Raw genomic sequence first — 13,375 nt, 5'->3', positions numbered from 1 at the left:
AAACCGTACCATGAGAGTTCCAAGAATTTACCAAGCGTCTTCACTGGCAATTGAGCAAACGGTATCACTTCACGAAGAAGCTGCTGGGCATGTTGGCCGCGTACTTAGAATGGCTGCGGGTGAGCAAGTCTGTTTATTCAACGGTGATGGCCATAATTATTTGGCTGAAATCGTTAGCGCCAGTAAGAAAAATGTCGCTGTGAAGGTCTTATCTTGTGAAAGCAATGACAGTGAATCGCCACTTCATCTGCATTTAGGTCAGGTGATTTCTCGCGGTGATAGAATGGATTTTACCATTCAGAAATCGGTCGAACTTGGTGTGAATACTATTACCCCGTTATTCTCAGAACGCTGTGGGGTGAAGCTGAGCGGCGAACGTTTAGAAAAGAAGATCCAGCAATGGCAAAAGATTGTGGTTAGCGCATGCGAGCAATCTGGTCGAAGTGTCATCCCAGAGGTTCGCCCAGCCATGCAGCTCATCGACTGGTGTGCAGAAGAGACAAGGTCGCTGAAACTGAATCTACACCCTAGAGCATCTCATGGTGTTAACGGTTTAAGCCTGCCCAACAATAAAGTCAGGCTGGTTATTGGTCCTGAAGGCGGCTTATCTGCAACTGAAATTAGCATGACGGAAACACACAAGTTTACCGATGTCCTGCTTGGACCAAGAGTGTTACGCACCGAAACCGCAGCACTCACGACAATAAGTGCCTTACAGCTAAAATTTGGTGATATTGGTTAATATTAACTGTCGCAATATCTCAATCAACACTGCCTATGTTTAATGGCGTTTGACTAGAAAAATACTGGTCAGGCTTCATGTTAACAGCAAAAACGAATACAGAATAAGGAACACGCTCCATGATAAAACTCGGTATCGTGATGGATCCCATCAGCGAAATAAACATCAAGAAAGATTCAAGCTTTGCCATGTTAATGGCAGCGCAGTCCCGTGGTTATCAGCTGTTTTACATGGAGATGAACGACTTAGCCATGGTGAATGGTCAAGCAATGGCAACCATGCGTGCACTCACGGTAAAAGAAGACCCACAGGACTTCTACCAATTAGAAGATGCAATTGATACACCGCTGGCCGATCTCGACGTTATTTTAATGCGTAAGGATCCGCCGTTTGATACTGAGTTTATTTATGCGACTTATATGCTTGAGCGCGCTGAAGAGCAAGGTGTGCTTATCGTCAATAAGCCGCAAAGTTTACGCGATGCAAATGAGAAACTATTTACCGCTTGGTTCTCTGAGTTTACTCCTGAAACCATCGTCACCCGTGATGAGCAGCGCATTCGTGCTTTCCATAAAGAAAAAGGCGACATCATTCTTAAACCGCTCGACGGCATGGGTGGCAGCTCTATTTTCAGAGTTAAAAAGGATGATCCAAACTTAGGTGTCATTATCGAAACCCTGACCCACGAAGGTCAACAATATGCAATGGTACAAGCATTCATTCCAGACATTACCGCCGGTGACAAACGCATTTTGGTGGTAGATGGTGAGCCAGTGCCTTACTCATTAGCGCGCATTCCACAAAAAGGCGAAACCCGTGGCAATTTAGCCGCTGGCGGTCGCGGCGTCGCACAGCCCCTATCTGAATCTGATTGGCATATTGCGCGCACGATTGGCCCTGAACTCAAAAAGCGTGGCCTTATCTTTGTGGGGCTCGACGTTATCGGCGATAAGTTGACAGAGATAAATGTCACCAGCCCAACCTGTATTAAAGAGATTGAAGCAGCTTTTGATGTCGATATCACTGGCATGTTGATGGATTCGATTGAAGCTAGAATCAACAAATAATCAGTTCAAGGACTCGGTATGACTTTTAGAAACACCTTTACTTGGGTCCTTAGTGCCCTTGCCGTTTTACCACTGTATGCGACCGCGAATATCGATATTCATCAGGCGCCATCGCGCCCTAAAAACATGATTATTATGGTCGGCGACGGCATGGGCCCTGCTTATACAAGCGCCTATCGTTATTTTCAGGACAACCCTGATACCGAAGAGATTGAGCAGACTGTGTTTGATCGCTTACTTGTGGGTATGGCGTCAACTTACCCCGCCAGAGAGAGCGGCTATGTCACCGACTCAGCTGCATCTGCAACTGCACTTGCCACTGGCTTTAAAAGCTACAATGGCGCAATTGCTGTCGACATCAATAAACGCCCCTTAACCACCATCATGCAGATGGCTAAAGCGCGCGGTATGTCTACCGGCGTAGCAGTAACAGCTCAAGTGAACCATGCAACTCCCGCCGCCTTTTTAGCGCATAACGAAAGCCGTAAAAATTATGAAGCCATCGCGGCGGATATGCTTAAATCTGATGCTGACGTGATCTTAGGCGGTGGACAAAAGTACTTCTCTGAAGCTCTTTTAAGCCAGTTCAGTGCTAAAGGTTATCAACACATTACTGAATTAGCGCAGCTCGACAGCATTACTCAGCCTAAAGTACTCGGGCTCTTTGCTGAAGTGCAACTGCCTTGGGTGATTGATGATACTGATGCCAATACCTTGAGCAAGCTAACGCAAAAATCATTGGATCTGCTTTCTCAAAATGAAAAAGGATTTGTGTTACTGGTTGAGGGTAGCTTGATAGACTGGGCTGGACACAACAATGATATCGCCACCGCGATGGCTGAAATGCAAGGTTTCGCCAATGCCATTGAAGTGGTCGAGCAGTATATTCGTCAACACCCAGATACGTTATTAGTGGTCACCGCAGATCATAATACTGGCGGCTTATCTATTGGCGCGAACGGCGAATATCAATGGGACACCAAGCTGCTAAAGGGCATCAGTGCGAGCCCTGCTAGCATTGCCACGCACGCTATTGCCGCTGACGATTGGCAAGCTGGTGTAAACCAACAGCTTGGATTCGACGTCAATAGCACTGAGTTACAGCAACTAACAAATGCTCGTATGCAGGGAAAAAGTACATTAGAAGTCGCCCTTAAAAAAATCATTGATACTCGCAGTTACACCGGTTGGACAACGAGCGGTCATACAGGTGTTGACGTCCAAGTCTTTGCGATGGGTCCTGCTGCAGATCTATTCAAAGGCAATCAAGACAATACCCACATTGCTGAAAAAATGATGAGCTTATTGCCAAAAATCAACTGATTTCAGTCAATATACTCAGGTTGTCGATGTACTTAAGCCACCTCTCAAAGTTTGATGGGTGGCTTTTTATTGGCGAGTTAAAGTGCATATTTAGGTGGTTTGGGTATAATTACACTCACTTGTTACCAGACCTTGAAAACTCATGCTAACCAATGCTTCGCAAGCCCTTCTTAGAAATAGTCATTTAGTTAACGGCCACTCTGTTTTAGTACTCAATTATGAAGGCGATACTCTACCTAAAGCATTATTAGACAGTGCCTCAAGCGTAAGCGCTTTAGCCTTAGATTTCCATCACCACCTTATAATGCAGCCCCACGCAGCAACTAATCTACAGCTGTATTTTGGCCACAAACTCCCTAACCAAGAACGCTTTGATAGCGTTATTGTGTATTTCCCTAAAGCTAAAGCATTAGCACCTTACTTATTTAACCTTGCAGCCAAGCATCTTAAACTACAAGGGCAATTGATTGTGGTTGGCGAGAATAAAGGTGGAATAAAGTCACTGCCTAAGCTACTGCCAGACTACTTCGACAAAGCCTTTAAAGCGGATAACGCTCGCCACTGTATTGTATTTACCAGTGAACTCGATCGCGAAGCGCCAGAAATAAAAATACAAGACTGGTGCAGCAAGTACCCAGTGCAAACACCTCAAGGTGAAATTACTATTTGCAATATGGTCGGTGTATTTAGTGAGAAAAAACTCGATGAAGGCACTAAGTTATTACTCGATAATTTACCTAATATGCGCGGAACCGTACTTGATTTTGGTTGCGGTGCAGGCGTCATTGCCGCGGCATTATTAACCGCCCAACCAAAACTAAAACTTGAATGTGTCGATATCAATGCGATGGCGTTGCTATCTTGCGAGCTCACCCTGCAGGCCAACGGGCTTGAAGCTGAAGTATTTGCATCTGACGGTATGGCACAAACCACCAAGAGCTACGACGGCATTATCTCCAATCCTCCCTTTCATGACGGCTTAAACCGTCTCACCACTATAGCCATCGATTTTGTAAAAGCCAGTGCCGAAAATTTAGCGAAAGGTGGCATGTTCCATATTGTCGCTAATCGACACCTCCCTTACTCAGACTGTATTGCTGAAAAATTTGGTAGCGTTAACGTCGGAGCTGAAAATAGCCGGTACAAAATTTACTCCAACTTGAAACGCTAAAATAAAATATAAAAGTATGGTATAAATATTTAACTCGTTGAATATTTATACCAATATCATTGTTACCTCTTAGCTGTGAGTTTAGTCTCAGGTTATATGCCTTATACTTTCATGGCTGTGTGTTATGTGGTTATACTCGACCCCAATCTCTTTATAATAATGAATAAATGATAGGGATCTTCATGCTGCACCCAGAGCTCATAGAATTAAGCACAGACGGCGAAAAAGCCGAGTTAAAGTTGATCCCTAACACCCATGGTCCTATTACTGAAATGGACTTGATGGGACTGCTAGCGCTGCCTGGTTTTTCCAATCTATTACCGCTAAAAGAAATCATCAGCAAAGCCGTTATTCAAGTAAATCAACTTTGTAGCCAAGATGATGGTCAACATGAGCTATTTTTTGCCATTGCACAGCGCCGAGATGCCAGCATTAGTTTTGAGCTCTCAGAAGACAAAATGCAAGCATCAATGACCTTAACCGCAGCCTACGGCGGTCAAGACGTCACCCTCAAAGATATTTTACAAAACTTAAAGTTACAGCAAATAAAGCTCGGCCTTAGCAAGCCAAAAATCGATCTCTCATTAACGCAATTCTCATCACTACAACCGGGGGAGCAATGTAGCAATATCATTGCCCAAGGTCGCACTGCTGTACAAGGACAGTCAGCTCGTTTAGAGCGAAAAGTACTACTCGCCCGAGAACGCCTATTGCAACCCCAAGAGAATAGCGACGGCAGTGTCGATATGCGTAATCTGGGGGCTGTGATCACGGTAAAACCAGGCAATGCACTTATATTGAAACACCCTGCGACAGCAGGCGTCGATGGTTACAATGTTTGTGGTAATAAGCTGCTTGCCAAACCGGGCAAAGATCTCAAACTCGTTGCAGGCAATGGCACCAAATTTTGCGATAACAATGCCAACTTATTAATCGCTGCAGTCGCAGGACAACCCGTGGAAAACAAACTGGGGATGCAGGTTGATGATGTATTACAGATAAAAGATGTTAATGTCGGCTACGGACATGTCGACTTTAAAGGCAGCGTATTGATTACTGGCGACGTTGGTGAGGGCATGCTGGTAAAGAGTTCAGGCGATATCACCGTGATGGGATTTGTCGACTCAGCAACCCTTATTGCCCAAGGTGATATTACCGTCAGCAAAGGCGTTATAGGCCGGCAATTAAAAGAGGGCGAACTATCCACGACCCTAAAAGCACAAGGTCAGATCAGCGCTCAGTTTGTGCAATATTCAACGCTTGAAGCTATAGGCAATATCTTAGTCACTAAGCAATTGCTTCATAGCCATGCTAAAACTAAACAACAGCTGACGGTCTGCGATAGTACCGGCCGTCGTGGCGATTTAGTTGGCGGAAAAGTTGAGGTTGATAAAGGCTTAAAGGTGGTCGCTATTGGTGCTACCGCGGGGACTAAGACAGAAATATTCTGTGCTATGAATATCAGTGAGTTCAAGCAAGATTTAGTACAACTTAAAGACAGCATTAGCTCTATGATGGTGGCCATTTCAAACATTGAAGGGCAACTCGGCAATCTGCCACCCAAAGCTCAGTGGCAAGACGATGAAATGATGGTAGAACAAGTCAAAGTGATGCTTGAGGAAAAACGTCGAATTGCCAGTACTAAACTGCAAGAGCAACTCGAATATGAAGCCATTCAGCAAGAGATAACGGGTTACTATAAAAACTATAGAGTTGACGCTTTAAAGCATGTTTTTGCTAATATTGAAATCCATATTGGCGGAGCATTTAACCGCACTCAACGAGAGCATGGTCCTTGCAGTATCACCAATGACAATCAAGAGATTAACTTCGACTACAGTCTTAAAAAGTAACTCACTACAGAGTAAAACTAGGATCCGTTATCTTATATACCTAAACGACCTCAGGATTGAGCATGTCAAGAATTGACGAAATTCAAGGCCGTTAATCTCAGCTCTGGCATCCTCGGTACTGCTCCATGCGTTATTCTACCTCCTGAATCTAACCGCCAAGGAAGGTGGAAATGTCTTATTTTGTATGGAACAAAATAGACCATTCAGTCGTGCTTCGCTCTACCTTTTGCATCCATATCGTCGGAACTCAATATTTATTTATTATCAATAGAGAACGCAGCAAAATGTTGCTTCTCGTCTTGCCCTTCGGGAGCTCTGAAACGAGCATGTTGAAGTAGCTTGGGGATAACGCTATTTGACGGCATAATAACGTTACTTTAAATCGTTGAGATATGACGTGGAATTATTGAACATTGACTGCCTTGGAAAACCTCTTCGCCTAGAGGGATCTATGGCTGGTTGGCAACAACTCTTTTGGGGCGATACCTTAGTCTCAGTGATCCAAGCAAGTACTGAGAATGAAGGCTTTAAAAGCCATACTTTCGAACTTAACACTGCCGCCCCAACCGCAACTGATACGCTTGAAGCGCCGCAACAGAAAACGCTAAAGATCACCTTAGAGACCGATCTCACTTGGCAGCCTTTTGTCATCGATTATCGTCTTCTACATGATGAACACATCATCAGTAGTGGCCAACGCAACACCAAAGACATTGAGCAGCAAGTACCGACTATCGCCATTGCAGAGAAAAAGCAATTTAGTATGGTGGGTTTAGCGTCGCTAGGTTTCAAACTGCTCAAAAGCGCCAAGGTGATTAAAGTTGTTCTCGCGGGCGCCAGTGTTGCCGCCTACTCTTGGTTATTTTCGTTTCAGTTTGCACTCGCGTTAATCGCGTGCTTAGTGTTTCACGAATATGGCCATATCCGTGCTATGAAACACTTTGGCATGAAAACCAAAGGTATCTACCTCATCCCTTTTATGGGGGGCTTAGCCCTCAGCGATGAAAAGATTAATACTCGCTGGCAAGATGTGGTGATCTCGATAATGGGGCCCACTTTCGGCCTGCTCATGTCTATCGCAGCATTAATTGCCTACTGGGTAACCGGTAACATCTTTTTTGCCGGACTGGCCGCTTTTAACGCCCTGCTCAATCTGTTTAATTTGCTGCCAATCTTGCCGCTCGATGGTGGACATATTTTAAAAAGCATCAGCTTTTCAATGAACAGCGTAATGGGGCTAGTCGCGTGTATTGCAGGCGCTGCGGTGGGTGTATATATCAGCTATACCTTAGGCTTAGCGCTATTAGGCTTCTTACTGCTTATCGGCAGTGCTGAAATAGTGTTTGAATGGAAAGCCCGGCACCAAAGTCACTTGTTACCACTCGATCGCTACGGGCAGATATTTTCTACCGTATGGTACCTAGTCACCGTTGGCTCATTCATCGGCATTATCTGGTACTTTGCCGGTAGCGGTGACGATATGCTTGCGCTACCTTTAGAGATCCTAAAGAGTTAATAATCAGCTGTTACATAAAAAAGGTATTCATTACGAATGCCTTTTTTATATCAGAGACTAGTGGCCGATGTACTTATCTAGAAAGGCCAATATCTTATATATTAACCTCAATAATGCTCTCTTCCTTGTAGAAACCACACCCTCTTACTTTAACCAGCCACTCGTCAGAGTGTTAAGCCTCATCTAAAGCGTCCCACAGTGCCAATGCATGTTCGAAATTAGCCCGATGATCATCCTCTCTATGAATCATCAGCACCGGCGCTTTAGCTTATCGACATGGTGCACGGGCGATTGACTGCGCTACATCGGTTAGATGGAAAAAAACTAGCGTTGAGGAATGACGAACAAGGGGGAATTACAGTAAAACCACAAATTTTAGACACAAAAAAACCGACTTAATGTCGGCTTGATTATTTCTCTTTAAGAGAAATGGTACCTGAAGACGGACTTGAACCGTCACTTCTTTCGAAATCGGATTTTGAATCCGACGTGTCTACCAATTCCACCACTCAGGCTTTGTTACTGTACTCAAAGAGGTGAACCTCAAGGAGTGATGCGGATTATACCTGTGGATATAGGAATGGCAAGCACTTTGATTTGACTTTTTCATCAACTGAACAAAATTCAGACTCAAGTGCCGTAGATTGCATCTAATCGGCGTTAAAAACTTACTTTAGCTAACAAGATAATTAGTGAAACGTGATCAATACCATCCTTATTAACAATAACGCATCAAATTTCTAATAACAGAGCGCTAACTTGACTGAGATCAATTACTGCTGGTTAGGACAGGAGTACTTTGGCTATGAATTAATAAGAAAGAGGATTTCGCACATGGCATTCTGGTTAGATTTGATGTTTGGCAACGCTATCGGCTTGCTATCAATGATCGTTATTTTTAGTACGATAGGCATCGTTTCCTATCTAATGTGGATGTTCTATACCAAGTCTGCGGATCCTGAGAACTAATCTCCAACGTTCTATTAATGCAGGGGGCTATTTGCCCCCATTTTTTTGTGCTGTTTTTACATCAGAGCACAATGCCTTTCAGCAATAACTGGCTGTCTATTTATATTTCCGTAACCACAATTGTTATGCGGCGTGCTTACGTGGTGTGACAAAGCTATTGATAAACTGCGGACGGGCTTTAATCAGGTTTTTCATCTGTTCAGGGCTTGGCTCACCGATAGGGAAACGTAATACTTGACGATTTAAGTGCTCTCGCGCACGCATCGATATTTTAAAGTCTGCAGTTGAACCTTGAATAGCGTAGTGCTTCTGGTTTCCAAGACGCTCCAAGATACCCGTTGTTGATAAACTTTTAACGGCTTGCTCAGCTTCAGGCAAGGTTAAAATCGTTTCACCTTGTAGAAAGAATTCTCTCAGTAAAGCACGTTCGATAGGGTCGAGCAGTTTAACCTTCTCTTCAATCACTTCAACTGATCGTTTGTCACTTAAATAGCTAATCGCTTCGTCGAGAAAATAATTGAGGATCTGCGTCAATAAATAGGCTGCACCTATAATCAAGCCTAAGCCAATAAAATGTGCATAACGTTCTGCAAATTCATCAAGCTTAATTGATGCTAATAATGTGACAGGGCTAAATAACAGTGCCGCACATGCTAATGAAAGCCACAGCATTGCTTTAAATATCAATTTTTTAATTGATATTTCTTTAAAAGAAAGTGCAGCGAAACTCATTTTTTGCATAGCTAAATCCAGTGTCAGAAATCTGTTATTAGCTAGATAAAAGCAAAAAATATGCCAAAGATCGCGTCAAAACTATAAGGATCAAATTATTTAGTGCAAAAACGGTTCACCGCCAGAAAGACAGTATCTGACAGTGAGGAAGAGAATAAGTATCATCAGCTAGATACCTATAATGACTATGATGATTCAGTGAGCTTTGCTTTAGCTGCGAGCTTAGTCAGTACTCGACTGACAGCCACAAAACCAAAGGTGCCCGTCACCACGGTAACCGCGCCAAAACCAGAAGCACAATCCATACGCATACTGCCATCTGCCGCAGCCTTCGTATTGCAAACCGAGCCATCTGCTTGTGGGTAAACGAGCTGCTCAGTAGAAAATACCGCTTCAATACCAAATCGACGAGCAACATTTTTTGAAAAATTATACTCACGCCTCAGTAAATTACGCACCTTAGCCAGCAGAGGGTCTTGATAGGTTTTCGCAAGATCTGTCACCTGCACTTGGGTCGGATCTGACTGTCCACCCGCACCACCCACAGTTACAATCGGTAACTTTTGGCGTTTACACCAGGCTATTAGTGCTGTCTTGGGTTTTACCGCATCAATACAGTCAATAACGTAGTCCAAATCACCACCAGCCTTCTTACCTTGAAAATAGGCTGATAAATTGTCGACGGTAATAAAGTCTTCAATTTCATTGACGATACACTCTGGATTTATTTGCTTTAGGCGCTGCGCCATCACTTCAACTTTAGATTCACCAATGGTCTCTTTTAACGCGTGTAATTGACGATTAGTGTTAGTAACACAAATATCATCAAGATCGATCAAGCTGATTTGGCCTACACCACTTCTTGCCAGTGATTCAGCGACCCAAGTGCCGACACCACCAATGCCTACAACAACCACGTGAGATTGCGCAAAATAATGCAGTGCTTCTTGACCATATAAACGGCCAATTCCAGCAAAACGATTTAAGTAGGCGTCTGACAACATTTGATTTTTCAAGGTAATACTCGATTGGGAGATGTAATAGATAGAACGCGATGGTCGATTTTATCTCAAATCTGCGTAAAACTCTAAAGTTTTACCATCAACAATGAGAGCTATGTGAACAGCTTTGGCCAAAAAAGGTAAACTAGGAATATCATTGTAACTACTCATCTCATTTGAATTAAATGCCTGTTTAATATAAGTAAACAACCATGACCAATATCACGCATCATCAGCAGAACATGATCAAGATCACGCATCCAACTTTTCTTTCAATGTATATTTTGGCCGAAAATACAGCTTCAGCTTGGTTATTCAGCTAGTCAAATAGCCGAGATTGCAAGCCCAAACTTAGTATTGCAACACGCTACAGGAAGATGAAGATGAAGATGAAAATAAAAATGAATAAAACGGTTCTGTCCGCCACGATTATCTCAGCACTAGCCGCCACCTCTTTTACAGCATTAGCTGATGGCCCTAATTTTTATGGCCGTGCTGATCTTGCAATCACCAACTCTGATATGGGTATTGCAACTCAAAACCAAAAATCTGGCACCATCATCGAAAACAACTTCTCTTGGTTAGGTGTTAAAGGCACTGAAAAAATTAATGATGGATTAGAAGTTGTTTATCAAATGGAATTTGGTGTCAGTAACTTTGATAATTCTGGCGATACCTTCGCTGCGCGTAATACATTTATAGGCCTTAAGTCTGCCGCTGCGGGTACCATACTTGTCGGTCGTAACGATACCGTGTTCAAAGCTGCGGAAGGTGGATTTGACCTCTTCGGTAATACTAACTCAGACATCGATCTGTTAGCTGCAGGCCAAACACGAAGTGCAGATGGCTTCACTTACTACTCACCAAAAATCGCCGATCTAGTGACCTTGAATGCCACCTACTTGATGGATGACAACTACGACCAACTAGATACTGATGGCGAAGAAAAATACACTGATAATATGTATGCCCTTAGCGCTACCATTGGTGATAAAGCCCTTAAAGCACAAAACTACTACGTATCAGCTGCCTATAATGACAGCATTGAAAATGTAACCGCTTACCGTGGTGTTGCTCAAGTTAAACTTGGTAATGTCATTCTTGGTGGCTTTTACCAAAACAGTGAACACGTTGACAGTAAGTATGACAATTTAGAAGGCGATACTTACTTTGTAAACGCCGCCTATGTAATGGGTAACTTAAAGCTTAAGGCCATGTACGGTGCCGATGACTCAGGTCTAGGTAAATATGTTAGCCGCTATGTTGGTAGCAATGACGGTTCACTGGAAACGGTTAGCAATGTCGATATACAACAATTCAGTGTTGGCGCAGACTACCGTCTAAGCAAGAACATGCTCGTTTACGGCCACTATACTAAATATGATGGTGACATGATGCTAAGTAGCGTCAAGCAAGACTTAAGTGACGACATCGTCACTGTTGGTGTGCGTTTAGATTTTTAGCAGCAATATCTAATTAATAAAGGCAGCAAAAGCTGCCTTTTTTATTGCCGCTAATTATCAAAACACAATTAAATGCAACGTAAAGGCAACATTTCAGACATCTCAGCCAACTTTGGTGCTACAAGCCGCTCACACTAATTTTTAAAGCTTCAACATGACCAGCAATATCTGCTACTAACGCTTTCAAACTTGTAAATTAAGCATTAATAATTTTAATCGAAGGTCACTGCCATACCTCTTTAGAGATACATTGTTAAGGTGTTTTTTATCTAAATGACCACTTAGGCAACCAAAACAATTTAATCACCACAAAAAAGCAGCAATTCTATCGTGGAAAACTAAAAACTTGATCTAGCCCACAATCTCATAGCCATAAAACTGTAATATTTGCTCCCACAATTGTTATGAGCTCGGATGCTTGTAACAAAAACAAAAGTTTATGTAAAAAACCATAAGAAACGTATAAGAACTAAGGTTCTGGGAGCAAATGAAATGAAAAAGACACTTATCTCTGCATCAGTGGCATCAGTTTTAACCCTAGCTTCTTTCGGCGCGCTAGCCGAAAGTCCTAGCTTTTACGGCCGTTTAGATCTATCTGTAACCAATTCAGATGCCGGTGCAACTACCCAAAATAGTAAATCAGGCACCGTTATTGAAAATAACTTCTCTCATGTAGGTGTTAAGGGTAGCGAAAGCTTAACTAGCAACATCGACGTTATTTACCAAATGGAGTTCCAAGTAGAGAACACTACTAACTCTGGTGATACTTTCAAAGCTCGTAACACTTTCTTAGGGCTTAAGTCTTCTGCTGGTACAGTACTTGTTGGTCGTAACGACACAGTATTCAAGCAAGCTGAAGGTGGCGTTGATTTATTTGGTCGTTTAGTTGGTGGTCAAACTCGTGCTGCTGACGGTATCTGGTACTACTCTCCAAAGATTGCAGATTTAGTGACGCTAAACGCAACGTACTTAATGGAAGATAACTACATTGATTCTGAAGATAAAGATGCTGTATCTTCTTATGATGACCAGTACGCACTAAGCGCGACTATTGGTGACAAGAAACTTAAAGCTCAGAACTACTATGTAGCTGCAGCTTATAACACTATTGGTGGCATCGATGCTTACCGTGGTGTTGCTCAAGTTAAATTAGGCGACTTCAAAATCGGTGGTCTGTTCCAGAACACTGAAAGCCAAACAACTGACCAGGAAGGTAACTCTTACTTCGTGAACGTTGCTTACAACCTAAACGGCGTTAACCTAAAAGCTGAATACGGTAAAGATGAAGGCGGTTTTGGTAAATACTACAAAAACATTACCGAGATTGATGGTACTGACGTAAATGTTCAAGTTATCACTGTTGGTGCTGACTACAAGATCTCTAAATCAACTCTAGTATATGGCCACTATGCTATGTACGAAGGCGACCACAAAGTGGGTACTGCTAAAGTTGACCTAGAAGATGACAACATCTTCACTGTTGGCGTTCGTTACAACTTCTAATCGATTGAGTCTTAAGACTCTCTAACGATTGAAAG

General features: G+C 42.9%; 11 protein-coding genes and 1 tRNA gene. 9 read left to right on the top strand and 3 right to left on the bottom strand.

Going from position 1 to position 13,375, the window contains the following annotated elements:
• The first annotated feature begins 10 nt into the window (after positions 1–10).
• From rsmE to CXF82_RS20865, 6 genes are all read left to right on the top strand, one after another.
• Positions 11–742, top strand: a complete 732-nt coding sequence (gene rsmE, locus CXF82_RS20890; RefSeq protein ID WP_101092403.1) for a 16S rRNA (uracil(1498)-N(3))-methyltransferase — start codon at positions 11–13, stop codon at positions 740–742.
• Between the two features lie 119 nt (positions 743–861).
• Positions 862–1,809, top strand: coding sequence for a glutathione synthase (gene gshB, locus CXF82_RS20885; RefSeq protein WP_101092404.1), 948 nt, complete (start codon positions 862–864; stop codon positions 1,807–1,809).
• An 18-nt stretch (positions 1,810–1,827) separates the two neighbouring features.
• Positions 1,828–3,132 carry an alkaline phosphatase gene (locus CXF82_RS20880; protein WP_101092406.1) on the top strand — a complete coding sequence of 435 codons (1,305 nt, stop codon included), beginning with the start codon at positions 1,828–1,830 and terminating at the stop codon, positions 3,130–3,132.
• Positions 3,133–3,274: 142 nt separating this feature from the next.
• Positions 3,275–4,303, top strand: a complete 1,029-nt coding sequence (locus CXF82_RS20875) for a methyltransferase (RefSeq protein WP_101092408.1) — start codon at positions 3,275–3,277, stop codon at positions 4,301–4,303.
• A gap of 182 nt (positions 4,304–4,485) precedes the next feature.
• Positions 4,486–6,156: a DUF342 domain-containing protein gene (locus CXF82_RS20870; protein ID WP_101092409.1), complete on the top strand. Its 1,671-nt coding sequence runs from the start codon at positions 4,486–4,488 to the stop codon at positions 6,154–6,156.
• A 397-nt stretch (positions 6,157–6,553) separates the two neighbouring features.
• On the top strand, positions 6,554–7,672 hold the full coding sequence (locus CXF82_RS20865; protein WP_102039573.1) for a site-2 protease family protein: 1,119 nt from the start codon (positions 6,554–6,556) through the stop codon (positions 7,670–7,672).
• A gap of 430 nt (positions 7,673–8,102) precedes the next feature.
• Here the strand turns inward: CXF82_RS20865 and CXF82_RS20860 are convergent.
• Positions 8,103–8,187 (bottom strand) — tRNA-Leu (locus CXF82_RS20860).
• A gap of 319 nt (positions 8,188–8,506) precedes the next feature.
• Here CXF82_RS20860 and CXF82_RS20855 point away from each other — a divergent pair.
• On the top strand, positions 8,507–8,641 hold the full coding sequence (locus tag CXF82_RS20855) for a DUF3149 domain-containing protein (RefSeq protein WP_101092412.1): 135 nt from the start codon (positions 8,507–8,509) through the stop codon (positions 8,639–8,641).
• A gap of 123 nt (positions 8,642–8,764) precedes the next feature.
• On the opposite strand, the gene CXF82_RS20850 is transcribed toward CXF82_RS20855, so the two are convergent.
• Positions 8,765–9,382 carry a superinfection exclusion B family protein gene (locus CXF82_RS20850; RefSeq protein WP_101092414.1) on the bottom strand — a complete coding sequence of 206 codons (618 nt, stop codon included), beginning with the start codon at positions 9,380–9,382 and terminating at the stop codon, positions 8,765–8,767.
• Between the two features lie 176 nt (positions 9,383–9,558).
• The gene (gene tcdA / locus CXF82_RS20845) at positions 9,559–10,374 is read right to left on the bottom strand and encodes a tRNA cyclic N6-threonylcarbamoyladenosine(37) synthase TcdA (protein WP_102039606.1); all 816 of its coding nucleotides are present in this window, start codon (positions 10,372–10,374) and stop codon (positions 9,559–9,561) included.
• 401 nt (positions 10,375–10,775) lie between these two features.
• On the opposite strand from tcdA, the gene CXF82_RS20840 reads away from it, so the two are divergent.
• Together CXF82_RS20840 and CXF82_RS20835 are read left to right on the top strand one after the other, a co-directional pair.
• Positions 10,776–11,837, top strand: coding sequence for a porin (locus CXF82_RS20840; RefSeq protein WP_102044894.1), 1,062 nt, complete (start codon positions 10,776–10,778; stop codon positions 11,835–11,837).
• Between the two features lie 492 nt (positions 11,838–12,329).
• Positions 12,330–13,340 (top strand): porin, encoded by a 1,011-nt coding sequence (locus CXF82_RS20835; RefSeq protein WP_102044878.1) that lies wholly within the window; start codon positions 12,330–12,332, stop codon positions 13,338–13,340.
• Positions 13,341–13,375: the final 35 nt, after the last annotated feature.

The organism is Shewanella sp. GutDb-MelDb, from assembly GCF_002836075.1.
Taxonomy (GTDB): Bacteria; Pseudomonadota; Gammaproteobacteria; order Enterobacterales; family Shewanellaceae; genus Shewanella.
The sequence above is the reverse complement of the archived record's forward strand: the minus strand, read 5'-3'. Positions and strand labels throughout refer to the sequence as shown.

What these genes read in the sequence shown, in the direction of transcription:
- CXF82_RS20835 (WP_102044878.1), top strand. Translation starts at nt 12,330, where the DNA reads ATGAAAAAGACACTTATCTCTGCATCAGTGGCATCAGTTTTAACCCTA.
- CXF82_RS20850 (WP_101092414.1), bottom strand. Translation starts at nt 9,382, where the DNA reads ATGCAAAAAATGAGTTTCGCTGCACTTTCTTTTAAAGAAATATCAATT.
- CXF82_RS20855 (WP_101092412.1), top strand. Translation starts at nt 8,507, where the DNA reads ATGGCATTCTGGTTAGATTTGATGTTTGGCAACGCTATCGGCTTGCTA.
- CXF82_RS20880 (WP_101092406.1), top strand. Translation starts at nt 1,828, where the DNA reads ATGACTTTTAGAAACACCTTTACTTGGGTCCTTAGTGCCCTTGCCGTT.
- CXF82_RS20875 (WP_101092408.1), top strand. Translation starts at nt 3,275, where the DNA reads ATGCTAACCAATGCTTCGCAAGCCCTTCTTAGAAATAGTCATTTAGTT.
- CXF82_RS20870 (WP_101092409.1), top strand. Translation starts at nt 4,486, where the DNA reads ATGCTGCACCCAGAGCTCATAGAATTAAGCACAGACGGCGAAAAAGCC.
- gshB (WP_101092404.1), top strand. Translation starts at nt 862, where the DNA reads ATGATAAAACTCGGTATCGTGATGGATCCCATCAGCGAAATAAACATC.
- CXF82_RS20840 (WP_102044894.1), top strand. Translation starts at nt 10,776, where the DNA reads ATGAATAAAACGGTTCTGTCCGCCACGATTATCTCAGCACTAGCCGCC.
- rsmE (WP_101092403.1), top strand. Translation starts at nt 11, where the DNA reads ATGAGAGTTCCAAGAATTTACCAAGCGTCTTCACTGGCAATTGAGCAA.